Here is an 18,582-nt window from a genome sequence, read left to right as displayed (position 1 = left end):
AAAAAAAGCGCACCCTGGATCGTCTTGTGGCGTAAGGTTATATCAGCCAGATCAAACTTGCCATACGTCCGGTAGTACCGCTGCGTCGCCAGGAGAAAAAATGAGCAGAATCATGCCAGGTGCAGCGTCCACCCCCGCTAACAGAGGCTACGCCCTGCGCTGCCAGACGCTGACGCGCCAGCTGCCACAGATCGGCATAAAATTTATCGCCAGCAGCACGAAAAGCGCCAGCTGCCGCCGGATCATGAGCCATAAAGGCGGCTCTGACCTCAGGGCCGACTTCAAAGGCTTCTGGCCCTATTGCCGGCCCCATCCAGACGTGAATCTCCTCAGGCGGAGCGGAAAACTGACGAAGCGTATTTTCCAGAACCCCAGCGCAGAGCCCACGCCAGCCCGCATGGGCTGCCGCGACTTCTTTACCATCAAAAGAACAGAAGAGAACCGGCAGGCAGTCGGCTGTCATCACCGCGCAAACCGTTCCGGCCTGATTGCTCCAGACTGCATCAGCGCGACGCGTGGCTGGCTGCCTTCCATCAAGGCGAACAACCTCGGTGCCATGAACCTGCTCCAGCCACCAGGGCATCGCAGGTAAATCGGCCATATCAACCAGGCGTTGCCGGTTAGCCTGCACCGCTGCAGGCTGGTCACCAACGTGATCGCCCAGGTTAAGCGAATCCCAAGGCGCCACGCTGACGCCACCGGCACGCGTAGTGCTGCAGGCGCGTACTGTTGCTGGTGCTGGCCAGTCAGGAACAATCAGATCGTTCATAGCCAGTCCAGCTGATCCTTAAATGCTTCCGTATCGGCTTTCAGCGCATCGATCAGATCGACCATATCCTGTGGTAGTGGCGCATGCCATTCCATCTCAATACCGGTTACCGGATGATAAAGGCGCAGCATGGTGGCATGTAGCGCCTGGCGATCAAAGCCGCGTAACGTTGCGATAAACGCATCTGAAGCGCCTTTCGGCGGACGCGGACGACCGCCATACAGCGGATCGCCCACCAGCGGATGGTTAATGTGCGACATATGCACACGAATCTGGTGAGTACGGCCAGTTTCCAGACGCAGACGCAGACGCGTATGGGCCCGGAAATGCTCCATAACCCGATAGTGCGTTACCGCATGTTTTCCCATCGGATGAACGGCCATATGGGTACGCTTGGTTGAATGACGACTAATGGGTTCATCAACAACGCCGCCGGCAGTCATATTGCCGATGGCAACTGCCTCATATTCACGGGTAATTTCACGCAGCTGCAGCGATTCAACCAGGTGCGTTTGCGCCGGGACAGTTTTCGCCACGACCATCAGGCCGGTGGTATCTTTATCAAGACGGTGGACGATGCCCGCACGCGGTACGTCAACAATGGCCGGATAGTGATGCAACAGCGCATTCAGGACGGTACCGTCCGGATTCCCCGCGCCCGGATGCACTACCAGATCGCGCGGCTTGTTAATAACCAGAATATGTTCATCTTCATAGACGATATCCAGGGGAATATTTTGCGCTTCCCAGCGTGCTTCTTCTTCAATTTCCGCCTCGATTGCCACGGCTTCGCCGCCCAATACTTTTTCCTTCGGCGTATCAACGATGTTACCGTTGACGCTCACACGACGATCGAGAATCCATTCTTTTATGCGCGAACGCGAATAATCAGGGAACAATTCCGCCAAAGACTGATCTAAGCGTTGTCCGAGTTGCGATTCGGAGACCGTTGCGGTGAGTTTTACTTGTTGTGCCATAAACAGCTTCTTCGTTAACGTTGGGTTTTCACGGCGATGCCGTTTAATATAATGTGCTATCGTACCTGGTCACTATCGGGAGCTTAATGGACAGCTTCCGCAATAACACACTCTGAGGATAATCAAATCGTCATGACGCGTATGAAATATCTGGTGGCTGCAGCCACGTTGAGCCTGGCTCTTGCGGGTTGTTCAAGCTCTAAGGATCAAGTGCCTGACAGTCCGCCTTCTGAGCTTTATGCAACGGCTCAGCAAAAACTGCAGGACGGTAACTTTAAAGGCGCAATAACGCAACTGGAAGCACTGGATAACCGTTATCCATTTGGCCCTTACGCCCAACAAGTTCAGCTGGATCTGATCTACGCCTACTATAAAAACGCTGACCTGCCGATGGCCCAGGCTGCTATCGATCGCTTTATGCGCCTGAACCCGACACATCCGAACATCGATTATGTTCTGTATATGAAGGGCCTGACGGATATGGCGTTAGACGATTCCGCTCTGCAAGGCTTCTTCGGTATCGATCGCTCCGATCGCGATCCTGAACATGCGCGCGCGGCCTTCCGCGACTTTTCTCAGCTGTTGCGTAGCTGGCCGAACAGCCAGTATGCCACCGATGCGCGCCAGCGCTTAGTCTATCTGAAAAATCGTCTGGCAAAATATGAGCTTTCCGTGGCGCAATTCTACACGAAACGCGAAGCCTATGTCGCGGTAGTCAATCGCGTTGAGCAAATGCTGAAAGATTATCCGGATACCCAGGCGACGCGCACTGCGCTGCCGTTAATGGAAAATGCCTATCGCAAGCTGCAACTGAATGCGCAGGCAGACAAAGTCGCTAAGCTTATCGCTGCAAATCAGGCCTGATTAAGCCGCACAGCAAAAAAGCAGCCTGCAGGCTGCTTTTTTGTTTACAAAAACAGCAGATTTGTCTTTATTCCCTGCTGTTAACTCTCTGAGTTTGCCCTGTGACAAGGGGTTCTACAAGGGGTTTCAGCACATTTACCGTACCCCCTCACAGATTTCATTTCCTTGACAAAAAGTGACATCTTAATGTGATTTTCATCACAAAAATCCCTTATCTTCCCGGTATGCTACACTTACTACGACGGCAATGACAGAGAGGTAAACATGATGATTGTGAACATTACCAGCAAACAAATGGAAATCACCCCGGCTATCCGCCAGCATGTCGAAGACCGTCTCTCCAAGCTCGAAAAGTGGCAAACTCATTTAATCAATCCGCATATCGTTCTTTCAAAAGCGCCAAAGGAATATGTTGCTGATGCAACAATCAACACGCCTAATGGCCCGCTGGTCGCCAGCGCAACCCATGAAGATATGTATGCCGCTATCAATGAGCTCATCAGTAAACTGGAACGCCAGCTAAACAAAGTTCAGCATAAAGGCGAAGCGCGTCGCGCCGCTGCCAGTGTGAAAGGCTTAACGCCAGTTGATGATGAAGTATAAATTCTGATGCGCCCCTGTTTATCCGGGTGCAATTAACGATACAACGCGCCTGCGGGCGCGTTTAATTCCCTTGTAGAACATTGAAATAAAAGGAATTATTTCAACCAATATCTACATATCGACCACATCACAATAAAAAACCCCGTTTATCGGGGTTTTTCCGTTGGAGCTTTTCATTCAAGAACTAACCGGCAAACCCCTGCACCAGTCCATCCTGGGGGGCGTACATATCGTATGCCCCCCGAGCTGTCGGCAGATATGAAAGATTTTTTTACGGTTACGGTTTCGAGGTAGGCAATGTGATTTGCCTTTCTAAGGCACCGGATAGACTTAACCTTATATTTGAAGTGGCCACTCAGGCAAGAAAGTTAGCGGAGGTTATTATGGGATTATTGGACAGAAAGGATGTTGAGATCGAACTAAACCTTTGTACGCGTGACGATTTGCCTCAAACGGCAAAAGTTAAGCTACGGAATCTTAAAGATGTTGAAGCATGCGAGCGTTTGATTGAGAAACTGGCCTCAGTTGTAGTCAATCATAAGCAGAGTAGTGAATAACTTACACATCAATCTAACTTAATGAACGTATAGTGTTAATTTTTTGGTCTTAAATATATATTTATATCAACATTATAATGAGTAGGGATACATAATATGGACAGCGCCAAAAAACTGGCAAAAAGAATGTTAAAAAGTCTGGAGATTGATGATACAGGCTTATTAGCTTCAGTTGCTCACGGCATGTTAACTTTTCCAGTTAGCATGTATTATCTCGGTCATGATTTTTTAGATACAGCTAATCGCAATTCTAACTTTGACGATCGGGTAAGAATGGCAAATTTGCTAAAACGAGGGATGTCTGTGAACCAAGAGGTTCAAAGACTCGTCAATGCCATTATAAACGATTTTATCACTAAAGTTAACATGGACAACGTTCAGGGGATTGCAAAAAACTTTACTGGTGTAATGGCTGGAAAGTTTATCTTCGCTGAGTTAACAGGAATAAAACTAGGTGCTGCCATATCCTCACGTATAATGGCGTCATTTGCTGCTGGGTTGGTAATAGGAAGCGTGATGACAATTGGCGCTGAAACCTCCAGGGCTATCTATACAGCCCGAAAACTTGAAAACCAGCATCCTGCTTTATATTACAAACTGAGAAGCATGGGTGATTTAGATTTATTCTATTTTCTGGTCGAAGATAAAGTCAAACCATTTCTTGACGCTTGCAGCATGGCAGATATAAACCGAAATGCATTTAATGAAGTCTGTAAATACTTTTTTGGTGGATTATGAACACGCAAGATATAATAAGGTTAATAATTTCTAGAATTTTACGCGGTTTAGGTATGGGAATTGCCTCTGCTGGTCTTTTATTTTGTATATGGTTTTTCTTCTTTTCAATTGATGAATCCCGTTATATATGGGGAATATCATCGTTCGCACTCATAATTCCAGGTTATTTTATATACAGAATGGCTATTATTAAAATATTTGACGAACGATAATTTACCAGGCTGGACTGACCCCACGACAGTAGACAAATTCTGTCCTCACGACAAGGCCTGTTCGAAGGCCTCCGGACTGACGCCACCGAGATGACTGTGACGTCGGGCCCGGTTGTAGAACACTTCAATGTAATCGAAGATATCGGCCCGGGCCAGATCCCGGGTTTTGTATATTCTTTTCCTGATCCGTTCTTTTTTCAGTGAACTGAAGAACGATTCGGCCACCGCATTATCCCGGCAGCTGCCACGCCGGCTCATACTGGGTGCCAGATTATTGGCCCGACAGAACCGTTGCCAGTCGTCGCTGCCGTACTGGCTGCCCTGATCGCTATGTACGATAACCCCGCCATCCGGTTTTCGACGCCATACGGCCATCATCAATGCGTCCAGCGCCAGTTCGCGTGAGAGAGTGGGCTTCATCGACCAGCCAACCACGTTACGGGCGAAGAGATCGATAACCACCGCCAGATACAACCATCCCTGCCAGGTGCGGATATAAGTAATATCGGTGACTCAGACCTGATTGGCCCGGGTAACAGTAAACTGCCGCTGCACGCGATTAGGGGCAACAACGGAAGCTCTGCCGGCGATACGGCGTGGTGCCTTATAGCCGCGCACGGCTTTGATCCGGTTCAGTTGCATAATACGACCCACCCGGTTTTTGCCGCAAGTTTCCCCGATTTCGTTCAGATCGCCATGAACCCGCCGGTAACCGTATACGCCTCCGCTCAGTGAATATAAGTCACGGATAAGCATCAGCAGACGCTGGTTATCTTTATCACGCGCCGAGATCGGGTTGTGCAGCCACGCGTAGAACCCGGCCCGGGCGACATTCAGTACCCGACACATCGTCATCACACCCCATACAGTGCGGTGTTCATTGATAAAACGGTACTTCAGTCGGGCTCCCTTGCAAAGTACCGCGCGGCCTTTTTCAGGATATCCCGTTCTTCTTCGGTGCGTTTTAGCTGCGCCCGTAGTTTCAGGATCTCGCTTTTGGCTTCCAGTAAATCCCGGGCATGCTGTTCGCTGTTATCAGGCTTGATAGCCCGTAACCACTTATAGAGACTGTGTGCGGAAACGCCCAGACGGTCAGATACTTCGGCAACGGAATAACCGCGTTCCGTTAACTGACGGACGGCTTCTTCCTTAAATTCAGGTGTAAATCGTGGTGTGCCCATACGCTCCTCCTATGCTCAAACTATAGGGCAGGATCGTCTACCGGGGTGGGGACAGTCCATCGTTCTTAGTCTCAACACAGGGGCAAGATGGAGAGAGGCCAGTAAGCTGGATGGCAGGAACGTGATCAAGAACAGAGTTAACTTTGTGAAGACAAAAACAGGACCAGCGCGAACCGTTCCAATATCGCAGGAAGTTGCCGATTACATTCTGACGAGAAAATCCGAGAAGCTGTTCGATACAAGTTATGATCGCGTACGCAAGGTATTGCGCAAAATTAAACCGGACCTTCCAAAAGGTCAGGCAGTTCATGTTTTCCGCCACACTTTTGCAACCCACTTCATGATTAATGGCGGCAACATAATCACGCTGCAAAGGATTTTGGGGCATACGAAAATTGAACAGACAATGGTGTATGCACACTTTGCACCCGACTATTTGACCGATGCCATACGCTTTAGCCCTATGCGTGGGCGCGTCCACATAATGTCCACCGACCAGGTCATTTTAGGGTGAATTAGGCACTAATAGGCGCTCGTAACCTATTGATTTTACGTTGAGCGTCTTGTCTGACAGGATTATTAAACGCGCCTGCGGGCGCGTTTTTTATTGACAGTAGCAAAAGGCTACGGTTACTTTAACATCATCCACAGCAGCAGGTTATATGATGAAATTTTCGTTTTTCTTCGCTTTCTTTTTTACCTTCCCCTGATTTGGGAGGCGTTTCGTCGCAGGAAAAAGAAAGCGAAGACGAACAATAAAGCCTCCCACACCGGGAGGCTTTTTTATTATGGACATCTGACAGGTAAAGCTATGAAACCGGAAAATCCGCTATTGGCCTTGCGCGATAAAATCAGCGCCATCGATGAAAATTTGCTGGGTTTGCTCGCTGAAAGACGAACGCTGGCAATTGAAGTGGCTAAAGCTAAAATGGCTACGCATCGTCCGGTGCGCGATATCGATCGTGAGCGCGATCTGCTAGAGCGCTTAATTACGCTTGGCAAAAGCCATCAACTGGATGCCCATTTTATTACGCGTCTGTTTCAGCTGATTATCGAAGATTCCGTTCTTACCCAGCAGGCGCTGCTGCAAAAGCACCTCAACCAAACCAATCAACAATCAGCGCGTATTGCTTTCCTTGGTCCCAAAGGCTCTTACTCTCATCTGGCGGCGCGTAAATATGGCGCACGCCACTTTGAAAATGTGATTGAGAGCGGCTGTCAAAAATTCCAGGATATTATTCAGGAAGTCGAAAGCGGTCAGGCGGATTACGCCGTATTGCCGATTGAGAACACCAGCTCTGGCTCAATTAATGAAGTTTACGATCTCCTGCAGCAAACCAGCCTGTCGATTGTCGGTGAGATGACGGTGCCTATCGATCACTGTGTTCTGGTAACCGGCTCGACCGATCTACAGCAGATCGAAACGGTTTACAGTCATCCCCAGCCATTCCAGCAGTGCAGCCAGTTTATAAACCGTTTCCCGCACTGGAAAATTGAATATACCGAAAGCACTGCGGCAGCGATGGAGAAAGTCGCTGCGCTCAACTCACCAAAAGTCGCCGCATTAGGCAGCGAGGCGGGCGGTGAGCTTTATCATTTGCAGGTACTGGAACGTCATCTGGCGAATCAGCAACAGAATATTACCCGCTTTATTGTTCTGGCACGTAAGTCCGTTGATGTTTCTGAACAGGTGCCAGCGAAAACCACCCTGATTATGGCCACCGGCCAGCAATCCGGCGCGCTGGTTGAGGCGCTCCTGGTACTGCGCCAGCACAACCTTATCATGAGCAAACTGGAGTCGCGCCCTATCAACGGCAATCCGTGGGAAGAGATGTTCTATCTGGATGTACAGGGCAATCTACGTACAAATGAGATGCAGCAGGCGCTACAGGAGCTGCGTGCCATTACTCGTTCGTTAAAGGTATTAGGCTGCTACCCCGGCGAGAATATTGTGCCGGTCGAACCGTAATAATTCTGCCGATTGTAGCCGGACGAAAGCATTCGTCCGGCTTTATCCACCATGGTTTCGCGACCATTTAAAATGCGCCATTATGTTTGTTATCCCCTTCCTGTGATACAACGCTGCCATTCACATTTACTAAAACTTAAAATAGCTTTATAAACAATAAGTTATCCTATATTTTTATTTTCCTTGCTGACTGACCAGGGTCTTATGCCAGGCTTAACAGGCTGCTAATCATCGGGATTAGCGAGTTGTCAGTAACAAGGAGGCAAAATGGATCGCTTCAGTAACAAAGTCGTTGTGGTTACCGGTGCAGGCTCAGGTATTGGTGCGGCAAGCGCCAAACGCTTTGCGGAAGAAGGCGCAAGTGTGGTGCTGACAGGACGTACCCGGGAAAAACTGAATAATACCTTTGCCACGCTTAAAGCGGGCGATCATCTGGTTGTTGTTGCCGACGTGTCGAAACGGGAAGATGTAGAGGCCCTGACAGAACAGGTACGCGAGCATTACGGTCACGCGGATGTATTGATCAATAATGCCGGTGTGAATGCATCAGGAAAAATTCATCAAGCCAGCGATGAAGACTGGAAAAAGGTAATGTCTACCGACCTTGATGGCGTTTTCTACTGTACTCGCGCTTTCATGCCAATGCTGCTGGAAAGCGGCGGCAACGTTATCAACATCTCTTCCGTGTCCGGACTGGGCGGCGACTGGGGTATGAGTATCTATAATGCTGCGAAAGGCGCTATTACTAACTTCACGCGCGCCCTGGCGATGGATTACGGTAAAGATGGCGTACGGGTCAATGCCATCTGTCCGGGCCTGACCATCACGGATATGACCGAAGAGATGCTGAACAATGCCCAGCTGATGGCGAAGTTTAACGAGCGTATTGCGCTTGGTCGTCCGGGTGCAGCAGAGGATATCGCTGCCGCCATCGCCTTCCTGGCCAGTGACGATGCCCGCTATATCACTGGCGTTAATTTGCCGGTTGACGGCGGTATTACCGCCTCTAACGGACAGCCACCGCAGGCGTAACAAAAAAGCCCGTTGTTATAACGGGCTTTCATTTTACGCGGATTAAACCTTCCGCAGGTTACACCCGATTATCATTAGCTGAACGCAGCAGCGAACGGCTTTCCAGCATAAAGCGCGGCGCATAATCGCCAAACCACTGCTCAACTTTACGGAAGCTATCAATAAAGCCCTGTTTATCGCTCCGTTCCAGTAACGCAATGGCTTCACCGAAACGCTGATAGTAACGCTTAATCAACGCCAGATTACTTTCTGAAGACATAATGATATCGGCATAAAGCTGCGGATCCTGTGCAAACAGTCGCCCCACCATTGCCAGCTCCAGCCGGTAAATTGGCGACGAAAGTGCCAGCAACTGTTCAAGCTGAACATTTTCCTCAGCAAGATGTAAGCCGTAAGCAAAGGTAGCGAAGTGACGCAGCGCCTGTATAAAGGCCATGTTTTGATCGTGCTCAGCGGCGCTGATACGATGTAGCCGCGCGCCCCACACCTGAATTTGCTCCAGAAACCACTGATAAGCCTCAGGCTGACGACCATCACACCACACCACGACCTGCTTCGCCAGGCTGCCGCTGTCGGGGCCAAACATGGGATGTAGCCCTAATACCGGCCCCGAATGCGCCGCCAGCATCGCCTGTAATGGCCGATTTTTTACCGAGGCGATATCGACTAATATGCAATCGTCCGGTAACGGAGGCAGCCGGGCGATCACCTGTTCTGTCAGATGGATGGGCACGCTAACGATAACCATCCCCGCATCCTGCAATAACGACGGCGCCTGCTCCCACTCCTCTTTATCGAGGATTTTGACCTGATAGCCGGAGAGCGTCAGCATCTTCTCAAACAGCTGCCCCATACGCCCTTTACCGCCTACGATAACTACCGGACGCAATTCAGGACAGAGCGTCTTGAAGCCTTTATCATTTTCGCTGGAATAGGATTCCCGCATGACGCGACGCAATATATCTTCAATCAAGTCCGGCGGCACACCGAGCGCCTCCGCCTCTTTACGACGCGAAGCCAGCATGCTCGCTTCACGCTCAGGCACATAGATCGGCAAGCCATAGCGGCTTTTTACTTCCCCGACTTCGGCCACCAGCTGCAGCCGTTTAGCCAGTAAACCGAGCAATGCCTTATCTACCTCATCAATCTGATCACGCAGCGCGTTGAGTTCAGCCACCATCTCTTTTTAACTCTCCTGTGACAAACGCGCCGCCAGTACGCCGCTGAGATCCCGATGAATACGTTGTAACAGCTGCGCGGTAGTTTCCCAGCTAATACAGGCATCGGTAACCGATACACCATAACGCATCTCACTGCGAGGCTGCTCAGAAGACTGGCTGCCTTCATAAATATGGCTTTCCAGCATCAGGCCGATAATGGAACGGTTGCCGTCCCTGATTTGCGCAACGGCGGATTCAGCAACGCCTGGCTGGCGGCGATAGTCTTTATTTGAATTGCCATGACTGCAATCTATCATCAGCGCCGGACGTAATCCCGCTTTCAACATCTCGTTTTCGCACTGCTCAACGTCCGCCGGACTATAGTTTGGGGTTTTGCCGCCGCGTAAAATAACGTGCCCGTCCGGGTTGCCCTGTGTCTGAAGCAGGCAAACCTGACCAGCCTGATTGATACCAACAAAACGGTGCGGCATGGCTGCGGCGCGCATGGCGTTAATAGCGGTGCCAAGGCTACCGTCCGTGCCGTTCTTAAAGCCAACCGGCATTGACAGCCCGGAAGCCATTTCACGATGCGTTTGTGATTCTGTGGTACGCGCACCGATAGCTGACCAGCTAAAAAGATCGCCCAGGTATTGAGGGCTGTTGGGATCCAGCGCTTCAGTGGCCAGCGGTAATCCCATTTCAACCAGATTCACCAGCAGCTGCCGGGCAATATGTAAGCCCGCTTCCACATCAAAAGAGTTATCTATATAGGGATCGTTGATTAATCCTTTCCAGCCAACGGTAGTGCGAGGTTTTTCAAAATAGACACGCATGACGATATAGAGCTGATCCTTCAGCTGTTCAGAAAGATCTTTTAACTGACGGGCATAAGCGAGCGCTGCTTCAGGATCGTGAACAGAACAGGGGCCGCATACCACTAACAGACGATGATCCCGGCCAGCAATAATGTCAGAGATAGTCTGACGTGCCACAGCAACCTGTGCCTCAAGCTCGGCGTTCAGTGGAAACTTTTGTTTCAGCTGTTCTGGGGTAATTAAAATCTGTTCTTCTATGATATGGACATTATTCAGCGCGTCTTTCTGCATGTTGGCGATCCTCTTTCTGGCCTTTTCGTCATTGCGGTGAGCAAATAATGTAACACAGGAAATACAGACCATCACCTGTGTGTACATCTTTTTTTACTGCAATAAGCCACACCTCCAGATTATAACTTTAATTATTTGAATAATATGGATTTATATAAGAAAACCAACCACAATCCTCAAACTCATTATGTATAATAAAGTTTACATACTGATTTTTCGTGTTATTTAAGAAATGTTAAGCTGCTCCAGGCTATTAGCGTGAAATTAAGCAACAATGCTTTTTTTAACAATCCCTTATAACGCTCTCTTTTCCGCTGGCTACTGAGTAAATGCTTCTACGGAGACTACATGGAAATTTATTTACGGCCGATGCTGGCCACGGATGCCGCTGACTACGCAGCGGCAATTAATGAGTCACTCTCTTCGCTAAAACCATGGATGTCCTGGGCGCATGAGAATTATCAGCCTGATGAAGCTATTGAATGGTTCCGCCTGATCGATCGTCAACGGGAACAAGGCGAAGCGAATGAAATGGGAATTTTTGCCGCCAGCGATCATCGTTTTCTGGGCGCCGCCGGGATTCGCTATGGGCAAACGCCTGGTGAACACTGCGCAATAGGCTATTGGGTACGACAGAAAGAACAACGCAAAGGCATTGCCCGTCAGGCTGTGATGCAGCTGGCCAGAGAGGGATTCCGTCGCCCTGAAATTAACATCATTGAAATTTTAGCGGCTGAAGCCAACGCGCCCAGTCGGGCGGTGGCGCATAGCTGTGGCGCACAGTTAATCGCTCTGCGTTATGGGCTGATCGTACTGGACAGCGGGCCTGTCACTGCCGCGATCTATCATTTACGGCGCGAAGATTTCATCACAGGTCATCCTGCGGTTACGTTATAGGTCATCCCTGACCCACCGCGCACCTGTTTCTTATCTGCCGCTATCCTGTTTAACTTTTAACTGGCAGAGCAAGCGTTTAAAGCTGTCAGCCTGCCCATCACGTATTTTTTAACGGCCATTCACCTGACGCTGCGGCAATTTTTTGCTGTGCCTGAAGCGCGCTTAACTCCTCAGGAGAACTTGCTCTGCTAATGGCTGACTGAAAGCTTTCCTGACTGCTGGCACTTTTTGGACGGGCGACAAAAGCGCTATCAAGGCTTTGTTGAGATGCGTTATCGGCTCGTGAAGAGGAGGCGGTCGCCTGATGACCTGACTGGGTTAGCGGGCGCAAAGGAATGTCCACTGTCTGATCGGCTGGCGCGTTGTCATTGCCAGTAGCCGCTGTTCCGTCCTGCCCCGCTGCGCTTGCCGTTAGCGGATTACCGGTTGTCGTGTTTTCTGCGGCGTTATCCTTGCGTCGGCTATTATTGATATCCAGCGCGGGATGCTTATCAAAGAAGCTGTCTATTGCCTGCTCATTAGTGTCGACGGGCTTACCGGCGATGGTTCCCGCGACGCCCTGACCGGCATAAGCAGCGGCAGCACCAAAAAGGTTAACCAACTGCTCGACTGCCTGCTGCACGTTAATATTGCCAGTCTCTTTCTCCATTGCATGACGGGTCATATTGCGCAGACTATTCACGCCCGCCAGACCAGCGCCAAGCGCCATCGTTTCGGCAACCATATTGCCTGACAAAATATTCATGCCACCTTTGGTGAGTTGGCGTGGGGAAACCAAACCCTGCGCAGCGTCCGCTAACCGTTTTGCGCCGCCCTTTACAACCTGATCCATAACCTGAGTGTCATCAAGCTGCTTAAAACGCTCTTTCCAGTCGGTGCGTCCCAGCAAAAATTCAGGACCATGCAGATTATTTGCTTTGTTCTGTACGTACCCGCTAAGAGCGCCCGCTGCCACGGTCAGCGGCGTACTGGTTGCTGTATTAGCCGCATAGATCTGTTTTTCCGACAGCCCGGCTACGCTGGCTGCTACCGTGCCGGTAATCACATTGCGCGCGTTATAACCGGTTCCGCCCAATAGTGCCTGTTTCATATTATGGCCCAACCCTTCGCGATGTTTGACCGTTTCCTGCATTGCCGGCTCCAGTTTATCCATATTGGCATCCATCCATTTCGCATCATGCTGCGCATTGGCCGATACCTTGTCCCAGAACGATTTCATTACCATGGCCGTGCCTCCGCCGATGGCACCGTTAACCGCCTCAGCGGTCAGCGTGCCTGGAGGAAAACCAAAGTAGTTGTTCGCTACTTTTGCCAGCGCTTCTGCCGGAAAAGAGGAGGTTGCAAAGGCAACCGCGCCCAGCGCGCCCAGGGCTGCATCGGTAGCTGCATCAAGCTTCTTGCCTTTCGTCAGCACGCTGCGGGCGCTGTCCGGGTTATATCCCATTTCGTGCAGTTCGGTGGCGCGCGAATCAATCAGTGCTTCCATTCCTTCACCGGCAGTGAAAAATTCCTTCATCAGGTTTTTCAATTCGGTGATGTTCTTCTGGCGTTGCGCATCAACGCCTCCTGCCGCCGCTACATTGCCTGTATGCCCAACAGAGCTGGCGCCATGGCTACGCACGCCCTGTGTCTGGCTGCTGCCTGCAGCATCGGTCTGGTTATTGATTGGACGGGAAAAATTTTGCACCGCGGGTTGACGCTGAATGCCGTTAGTCATGTTCGATAGACTCCAGAGTTAAATCAACAAGGGTTCGGTCGCGATAAGGTCATCGCCATGCCGATTGCTGAAGATTGTTAGTTCAAACTCGTGTTTAATCTGGTGAAAAGAACATCAGTACAACTAATACACGATTCCCTTTGTGTAGGCTGCGGGCATAAGAGGTTCCGCCGTTTATGACATTTTTTATACAACTGTCGGCTGGCGCAGTGAATTAGCGAGGCTGGCTATAGAGCCACTCTTTTTTATGCATAAAAAAAGGGGTTAGCTTGATGCTAACCCCTTTATTGCTATTAACTTTAAGATGTCGCTTACGCGAGCTCTTAGTTAAGACGCTCTTTGATACGAGCAGCTTTACCAGTACGCTCACGCAGGTAGTACAGTTTCGCTTTACGCACGGCACCACGACGTTTCACGGTGATGCTGTCAATGACCGGTGAGTGAGTCTGGAATACACGCTCAACACCTTCGCCATTGGAAATTTTGCGAACAGTGAATGCAGAGTGCAGACCGCGGTTACGAATAGCGATAACCACGCCCTCGAATGCCTGCAGACGCTTTTTAGAACCTTCAACGACCCATACTTTCACTTCCACGGAATCACCCGGACGGAAAGAAGGTACGTCCTGCTTCATCTGCTCTTGTTCGATTTGCTTGATAATGTTGCTCATAATTAAATCTCTTATCCTGGGTAAACTGATCTTATCGGAAGGCTAGCCTTCCGCATCATAGTTTTGTTGCGCGCTGAATTCCTGCTGGAACTCGCTAAGCAACTTTGCTTGCTCTTCAGTCAGAGCCAGGTTTTCCAGAAGTTCAGGTCTTCTAAGCCAGGTACGGCCAAGCGACTGTTTCAGGCGCCAACGGCGAATTTCAGCATGGTTGCCCGACAGTAATACTGGCGGAACCTCCAGCCCTTCCAACACTTCAGGGCGGGTATAATGCGGACAGTCCAGCAAACCTTCAGAAAACGAATCTTCTTCGGCTGACGCCTGCTTGCCCAGCACACCAGGTATAAACCGGGCGACTGAATCAATCAACGTCATCGCTGGCAACTCTCCACCGCTGAGTACGTAATCCCCAATCGACCATTCTTCATCGATTTCAGTCTGGATCACGCGCTCATCGATCCCTTCGTAGCGTCCGCAAACCAGAATTAACTTCTGCTGCGTTGCCAGTTCGCAAACTCCATCTTGATCGAGCTTGCGCCCCTGAGGTGACAGATAAATCACCTTAGCGCCCTCTCCCGCCGCCGCTTTCGCTGCGTGGATGGCATCCCGTAAGGGTTGTACCATCATCAACATCCCCGGACCGCCGCCGTAAGGACGATCGTCCACGGTGCGATGCCGGTCATGCGTGAAGTCACGCGGACTCCAGCTTTGGACGCTGAGCAGGCCATTTTTTACTGCCCGGCCAGTTACCCCGTAGTCGGTAATAGCGCGAAACATCTCTGGAAACAGGCTAATTACACCAATCCACATAGAGCACGCCGTAGGATTACCGTTTTGTTCGGAGGTCAAAAACCAGGATCCCAATCTACTTCAATGGTGCCGGTAGTGAGATCGACTTTCTTGATAACCTGTTCATCAAGAAACGGAATTAACCGCTCTTTCACACCGAACGCATCTTTCAGGTTTGCCTGCACGACCAGTACGTCGTTTGAGCCGGTTTCCATCAAATCAATGACTTTACCCATTTCATAGCCGTCAACGGTAACTACTTTGCAACCCATCAGGTCTTTCCAGTAGTAATCACCCTCTTCCAGCTTCGGCAACTGCGTGGAGTCGACTAAAATTTCACAGTTAGTCAACTGGGCCGCCGCATCACGATCATCAATGCCTTTGACTTTGATGATGATGTCCTGATTGTGGTGCTTCCAGCTTTCCAGCTCAATCTGCTGCCATTTACCGGCGCGTTGAATGAACCAGGGCTGGTAGTCAAAGATGCTGTCGGCATCTTCGGTGGAAGAAAACACTTTGAGCCAACCCCGAATGCCGTAGGCCGCTCCCATTTTTCCCAACGTAACGGGATTAACGGGAGGCTGTGTGGCGAGTTGTTTGCTCATGCTAACCACCGTGACAGATTAAGCTGCTTTTTTAGCTTCTTTGATCAGCGCGTTAACGCGATCGGACAGCGTAGCGCCCTGGCCAACCCAGTGCTCAATACGGTCCAGGTCCAGACGCAGTGCTTCAGCCTGACCAGATGCGATCGGGTTGAAGAAGCCTACACGCTCAATGAAACGACCATTACGTGCGTTGCGGCTGTCAGTAACGACAACCTGATAGAACGGACGCTTTTTCGCGCCGTGACGTGCCAAACGAATTGTTACCATAACATCCTCTTCAGTTAATAAAACAACCGGGCCCCATCGAGGAACGGGGCCCGGGTGTCGTATAAAAAGCCCGAAAATTTTACTCATTTTGGCGCAAAAAGCAATCTAAACTGAGCAAACTGTCGGGACTTTACATTGGAACAGCTTAACGCCCCGGAAAGCCCGGTGGCATCATGCCCTTCATTCCGCGCAGCATTTTTGACATGCCGCCCTTTTTCATCTTTTTCATCATGCGCTGCATATCGTCGAATTGCTTGAGCATACGGTTGACATCCTGCACCTGCATACCGGAACCTGCGGCGATACGACGCTTGCGTGACCCCTTGATAATCTCAGGTTTTTCACGCTCTTTGCGCGTCATGGAGTTGATCATCGCCTCCATGCGCACCAGTACTTTGTCATCCATCTGCGACTTTACGTTATCCGGCAGCTGCCCCATTCCGGGAAGTTTTCCCATCAGGCTGGCCATGCCGCCCATATTGCGCATCTGTTTTAGCTGTTCCAGAAAGTCATTCAGGTCAAAGCCGTCGCCTTTCTTCAGCTTGTTCGCCAGCTTTTCTGCCTGGGCGCGATCAACTTTGCTTTCGATATCTTCGATAAGCGACAGCACATCGCCCATGCCGAGGATACGTGACGCCAGACGATCGGGATAAAACGGCTCCAGCGCTTCGGTCTTTTCACCGACGCCCATAAACTTAATCGGCTTGCCGGTGATATGACGAATAGAGAGCGCCGCACCGCCGCGAGCATCGCCGTCGACCTTGGTCAAAATAACGCCGGTTAACGGCAGCGCTTCGTTAAACGCCTTCGCCGTGTTTGCCGCATCCTGACCGGTCATGGCATCGACCACAAACAGCGTCTCCACCGGATTAATCGCGGCGTGTACCTGTTTGATCTCATCCATCATCGCTTCATCTACGTGCAGACGACCGGCAGTATCCACCAGCAGAACATCGTAGAATTTAAGCTTTGCTTCTTTTAGCGCGTTGTTAACGATATCAACCGGCTTCTGGCTCAGGTCAGACGGACAAAAATCCACCCCTACCTGCTGCGCCAGCGTTTCCAGCTGCTTGATCGCCGCCGGACGATAGACGTCGGCAGAAACAACCAGCACTTTTTTCTTGTGCTTTTCACGCAGGAATTTACCGAGCTTGCCAACGCTGGTGGTTTTACCCGCACCCTGCAGGCCGGCCATCAGCACCACGGCTGGCGGCTGCGCGGCGAGGTTAAGGGCATGGTTTTCCGATCCCATCGCCTCAACCAGCTCATTACGCACAATCTTGATAAACTCCTGACCCGGCGTCAGGCTTTTATTCACTTCGTGCCCAACCGCGCGCTCTTTTACGCGGTTAATAAATTCACGCACTACCGGCAGCGCAACGTCCGCCTCCAGCAGCGCCATGCGCACTTCACGCAGGGTTTCTTTGACGTTTTCTTCGGTCAGCCTTCCGCGGCCGCTGATATTGCGCAGGGTTTGCGACAATCGATCGGTTAAATTATCAAACATTGTCTCTCGCTCAAGATAAAACAGAGCCGCCTGGGCGACACAATGTGACGGATTATAACACGAAGCATTGGCGATCTCTGCAATCCACAATGAGAACGTTTGGAGCAAACTCCGGCTGGCGCTATACTGCATTTTTCTTCATCTTTCCGATATTTGACCATTCTATGTCTGCTTTCGCGATTCTGGCGCTCTTTGCCTACTCATTTAGCCTTGCTCTGATCATTCCCAGCCTGCTGCGGAATAACGGCGCCTGGCGACGCATGGCCGTCCTGTCGGCAACGCTGGCGTTGGCGGCGCATGCGGTGGCGCTTCAGCAGCGCATCTTCGTTAATGGCGCTCAAAACCTTAGCCTGCTGAACATTGGTTCGTTGGTAAGTTTGCTGATCTGCATCATCATGACCATTGTCGCTTCGCGTAATCGTGGCTGGCTGCTGCTGCCGATTGTTTATAGCTTTGCGCTTATCAATCTCGCCTTTGCGACCTTCGTGCCGAATGCGTTTATTACGCATCTGGAAACCACGCCTGGCATGATGATCCATATCGGGCTGGCGCTTTTTGCCTATGCCACGCTAATTATCGCCGCGCTTTACGCACTGCAGCTGGCATGGATCGATTACCAGCTGAAAAATAAGCGCTTAGCCTTCAGTAACGATGTACCGCCGCTGATGACCATTGAGCGCAAAATGTTTCATATCACGCAGGTTGGCGTCGTATTGCTGACGCTGGTACTCTGTACTGGCCTGTTTTATATGGATAATCTTTTTTCCCCCGAAAACGTGGATAAAGCCGTGCTGTCGATTCTGGCCTGGTTTGTTTATATCGTTTTGCTCTGGGGGCATTATCATGAAGGCTGGCGTGGACGCCGCGTCGTCTGGTTTAACTGTGGTGGTGCGCTGCTGTTGACCATGTCTTACTTCGGCAGCCGCGTACTACAGCATCTGCTCACTCACTGATTGATAAAAGG

Annotated in this window: 19 protein-coding genes, 2 pseudogenes and 1 other annotated feature; of the genes and pseudogenes, 10 read left to right on the top strand and 11 right to left on the bottom strand. The window is 50.6% G+C overall.

Annotation, left to right across the window (positions count from 1 at the left end; translation table 11 throughout):
• Positions 1 to 37 precede the first annotated feature (37 nt).
• Positions 38 to 769, bottom strand: coding sequence for a purine nucleoside phosphorylase YfiH (gene yfiH / locus B1H58_RS11755; RefSeq protein ID WP_085070505.1), 732 nt, complete (start codon positions 767 to 769; stop codon positions 38 to 40).
• Complete coding sequence (rluD, locus tag B1H58_RS11750; RefSeq protein WP_085070503.1) at positions 766 to 1,746, bottom strand: 23S rRNA pseudouridine(1911/1915/1917) synthase RluD; 981 nt, start codon at positions 1,744 to 1,746, stop codon at positions 766 to 768. The genes yfiH and rluD overlap by 4 nt, the downstream gene beginning before the upstream one ends.
• Before the next feature lie 132 nt (positions 1,747 to 1,878).
• Here rluD and bamD point away from each other — a divergent pair, with 132 nt between their 5' ends.
• The 4 genes from bamD (at position 1,879) to B1H58_RS11730 (ending at position 4,508) form a co-directional block, all read left to right on the top strand.
• Positions 1,879 to 2,610 carry an outer membrane protein assembly factor BamD gene (gene bamD, locus B1H58_RS11745; RefSeq protein ID WP_085070501.1) on the top strand — a complete coding sequence of 244 codons (732 nt, stop codon included), beginning with the start codon at positions 1,879 to 1,881 and terminating at the stop codon, positions 2,608 to 2,610.
• 267 nt (positions 2,611 to 2,877) lie between these two features.
• Entirely contained in the window at positions 2,878 to 3,213 is a 336-nt protein-coding gene (gene raiA, locus B1H58_RS11740; protein ID WP_085070499.1) for a ribosome-associated translation inhibitor RaiA, read from the top strand.
• A 383-nt stretch (positions 3,214 to 3,596) separates the two neighbouring features.
• Positions 3,597 to 3,770 (top strand): hypothetical protein, encoded by a 174-nt coding sequence (locus tag B1H58_RS20825; RefSeq protein WP_167373289.1) that lies wholly within the window; start codon positions 3,597 to 3,599, stop codon positions 3,768 to 3,770.
• Positions 3,771 to 3,866: 96 nt separating this feature from the next.
• Positions 3,867 to 4,508: a hypothetical protein gene (locus B1H58_RS11730; RefSeq protein WP_085070495.1), complete on the top strand. Its 642-nt coding sequence runs from the start codon at positions 3,867 to 3,869 to the stop codon at positions 4,506 to 4,508.
• A 257-nt stretch (positions 4,509 to 4,765) separates the two neighbouring features.
• Here B1H58_RS11730 and B1H58_RS11720 read toward each other — a convergent pair.
• Positions 4,766 to 5,901, bottom strand: a pseudogene (locus tag B1H58_RS11720) (IS3 family transposase).
• A 61-nt stretch (positions 5,902 to 5,962) separates the two neighbouring features.
• Between B1H58_RS11720 and B1H58_RS11710 the strand changes: the two are divergent.
• The 4 genes and pseudogenes from B1H58_RS11710 to budC form a co-directional block, all read left to right on the top strand.
• Positions 5,963 to 6,415: pseudogene (locus B1H58_RS11710) on the top strand (tyrosine-type recombinase/integrase); the annotation flags it as partial.
• A gap of 147 nt (positions 6,416 to 6,562) precedes the next feature.
• Positions 6,563 to 6,689 (top strand) — a sequence feature (Phe leader region).
• Positions 6,567 to 6,611, top strand: a complete 45-nt coding sequence (locus tag B1H58_RS21300; protein ID WP_418304153.1) for a hypothetical protein — start codon at positions 6,567 to 6,569, stop codon at positions 6,609 to 6,611. Its footprint overlaps the feature before it by 45 nt.
• A 23-nt stretch (positions 6,690 to 6,712) precedes the next feature.
• Complete coding sequence (pheA, locus tag B1H58_RS11705) at positions 6,713 to 7,870, top strand: bifunctional chorismate mutase/prephenate dehydratase (protein ID WP_085070489.1); 1,158 nt, start codon at positions 6,713 to 6,715, stop codon at positions 7,868 to 7,870.
• A gap of 267 nt (positions 7,871 to 8,137) precedes the next feature.
• The gene (gene budC, locus B1H58_RS11700; RefSeq protein ID WP_085070487.1) at positions 8,138 to 8,902 is read left to right on the top strand and encodes a meso-2,3-butanediol dehydrogenase; all 765 of its coding nucleotides are present in this window, start codon (positions 8,138 to 8,140) and stop codon (positions 8,900 to 8,902) included.
• 58 nt (positions 8,903 to 8,960) lie between these two features.
• On the opposite strand, the gene tyrA is transcribed toward budC, so the two are convergent.
• Entirely contained in the window at positions 8,961 to 10,082 is a 1,122-nt protein-coding gene (gene tyrA, locus B1H58_RS11695) for a bifunctional chorismate mutase/prephenate dehydrogenase (RefSeq protein ID WP_085070485.1), read from the bottom strand.
• 6 nt (positions 10,083 to 10,088) lie between these two features.
• On the bottom strand, positions 10,089 to 11,168 hold the full coding sequence (locus B1H58_RS11690) for a 3-deoxy-7-phosphoheptulonate synthase (RefSeq protein ID WP_085070483.1): 1,080 nt from the start codon (positions 11,166 to 11,168) through the stop codon (positions 10,089 to 10,091).
• A 348-nt stretch (positions 11,169 to 11,516) separates the two neighbouring features.
• On the opposite strand from B1H58_RS11690, the gene B1H58_RS11685 reads away from it, so the two are divergent.
• On the top strand, positions 11,517 to 12,065 hold the full coding sequence (locus B1H58_RS11685) for a GNAT family N-acetyltransferase (protein ID WP_085070481.1): 549 nt from the start codon (positions 11,517 to 11,519) through the stop codon (positions 12,063 to 12,065).
• 97 nt (positions 12,066 to 12,162) lie between these two features.
• Here the strand turns inward: B1H58_RS11685 and B1H58_RS11680 are convergent, their stop codons facing one another.
• The 6 genes from B1H58_RS11680 to ffh form a co-directional block, all read right to left on the bottom strand.
• Positions 12,163 to 13,782, bottom strand: coding sequence for a hypothetical protein (locus B1H58_RS11680; RefSeq protein ID WP_085070479.1), 1,620 nt, complete (start codon positions 13,780 to 13,782; stop codon positions 12,163 to 12,165).
• A 323-nt stretch (positions 13,783 to 14,105) separates the two neighbouring features.
• Entirely contained in the window at positions 14,106 to 14,453 is a 348-nt protein-coding gene (rplS, locus tag B1H58_RS11675) for a 50S ribosomal protein L19 (protein WP_085070477.1), read from the bottom strand.
• A 42-nt stretch (positions 14,454 to 14,495) separates the two neighbouring features.
• On the bottom strand, positions 14,496 to 15,260 hold the full coding sequence (trmD, locus tag B1H58_RS11670; protein WP_085070476.1) for a tRNA (guanosine(37)-N1)-methyltransferase TrmD: 765 nt from the start codon (positions 15,258 to 15,260) through the stop codon (positions 14,496 to 14,498).
• A gap of 35 nt (positions 15,261 to 15,295) precedes the next feature.
• Positions 15,296 to 15,844: a ribosome maturation factor RimM gene (gene rimM / locus B1H58_RS11665; RefSeq protein WP_085070474.1), complete on the bottom strand. Its 549-nt coding sequence runs from the start codon at positions 15,842 to 15,844 to the stop codon at positions 15,296 to 15,298.
• Between the two features lie 18 nt (positions 15,845 to 15,862).
• A complete protein-coding gene (gene rpsP, locus B1H58_RS11660; protein ID WP_033739514.1) occupies positions 15,863 to 16,111 on the bottom strand; it encodes a 30S ribosomal protein S16 in 249 nt (82 codons plus the stop codon).
• 145 nt (positions 16,112 to 16,256) lie between these two features.
• Positions 16,257 to 17,618 (bottom strand): signal recognition particle protein, encoded by a 1,362-nt coding sequence (ffh, locus tag B1H58_RS11655; protein ID WP_085070472.1) that lies wholly within the window; start codon positions 17,616 to 17,618, stop codon positions 16,257 to 16,259.
• A gap of 164 nt (positions 17,619 to 17,782) precedes the next feature.
• Between ffh and B1H58_RS11650 the strand changes: the two genes are divergently transcribed.
• Positions 17,783 to 18,571 carry a cytochrome C assembly family protein gene (locus B1H58_RS11650; protein WP_085072295.1) on the top strand — a complete coding sequence of 263 codons (789 nt, stop codon included), beginning with the start codon at positions 17,783 to 17,785 and terminating at the stop codon, positions 18,569 to 18,571.
• Positions 18,572 to 18,582 lie beyond the last annotated feature (11 nt).

The sequence above is a fragment of the Pantoea alhagi genome, assembly GCF_002101395.1.
GTDB classification, from domain to species: Bacteria; Pseudomonadota; Gammaproteobacteria; order Enterobacterales; family Enterobacteriaceae; genus Mixta; species Mixta alhagi.
This window is presented reverse-complemented; position numbering and strand designations above follow the sequence as displayed.

Excerpts from the sequence above, each read along its gene's own strand:
- B1H58_RS11690 (WP_085070483.1), bottom strand. The coding sequence starts at position 11,168 with ATGCAGAAAGACGCGCTGAATAATGTCCATATCATAGAAGAACAGATT.
- rpsP (WP_033739514.1), bottom strand. The coding sequence starts at position 16,111 with ATGGTAACAATTCGTTTGGCACGTCACGGCGCGAAAAAGCGTCCGTTC.
- B1H58_RS11685 (WP_085070481.1), top strand. The coding sequence starts at position 11,517 with ATGGAAATTTATTTACGGCCGATGCTGGCCACGGATGCCGCTGACTAC.
- bamD (WP_085070501.1), top strand. The coding sequence starts at position 1,879 with ATGACGCGTATGAAATATCTGGTGGCTGCAGCCACGTTGAGCCTGGCT.
- budC (WP_085070487.1), top strand. The coding sequence starts at position 8,138 with ATGGATCGCTTCAGTAACAAAGTCGTTGTGGTTACCGGTGCAGGCTCA.
- B1H58_RS11730 (WP_085070495.1), top strand. The coding sequence starts at position 3,867 with ATGGACAGCGCCAAAAAACTGGCAAAAAGAATGTTAAAAAGTCTGGAG.
- rplS (WP_085070477.1), bottom strand. The coding sequence starts at position 14,453 with ATGAGCAACATTATCAAGCAAATCGAACAAGAGCAGATGAAGCAGGAC.
- tyrA (WP_085070485.1), bottom strand. The coding sequence starts at position 10,082 with ATGGTGGCTGAACTCAACGCGCTGCGTGATCAGATTGATGAGGTAGAT.
- B1H58_RS20825 (WP_167373289.1), top strand. The coding sequence starts at position 3,597 with ATGGGATTATTGGACAGAAAGGATGTTGAGATCGAACTAAACCTTTGT.
- B1H58_RS11680 (WP_085070479.1), bottom strand. The coding sequence starts at position 13,782 with ATGACTAACGGCATTCAGCGTCAACCCGCGGTGCAAAATTTTTCCCGT.
- rimM (WP_085070474.1), bottom strand. The coding sequence starts at position 15,844 with ATGAGCAAACAACTCGCCACACAGCCTCCCGTTAATCCCGTTACGTTG.
- B1H58_RS11650 (WP_085072295.1), top strand. The coding sequence starts at position 17,783 with ATGTCTGCTTTCGCGATTCTGGCGCTCTTTGCCTACTCATTTAGCCTT.
- pheA (WP_085070489.1), top strand. The coding sequence starts at position 6,713 with ATGAAACCGGAAAATCCGCTATTGGCCTTGCGCGATAAAATCAGCGCC.
- raiA (WP_085070499.1), top strand. The coding sequence starts at position 2,878 with ATGATTGTGAACATTACCAGCAAACAAATGGAAATCACCCCGGCTATC.
- yfiH (WP_085070505.1), bottom strand. The coding sequence starts at position 769 with ATGAACGATCTGATTGTTCCTGACTGGCCAGCACCAGCAACAGTACGC.
- rluD (WP_085070503.1), bottom strand. The coding sequence starts at position 1,746 with ATGGCACAACAAGTAAAACTCACCGCAACGGTCTCCGAATCGCAACTC.
- ffh (WP_085070472.1), bottom strand. The coding sequence starts at position 17,618 with ATGTTTGATAATTTAACCGATCGATTGTCGCAAACCCTGCGCAATATC.
- trmD (WP_085070476.1), bottom strand. The coding sequence starts at position 15,260 with ATGTGGATTGGTGTAATTAGCCTGTTTCCAGAGATGTTTCGCGCTATT.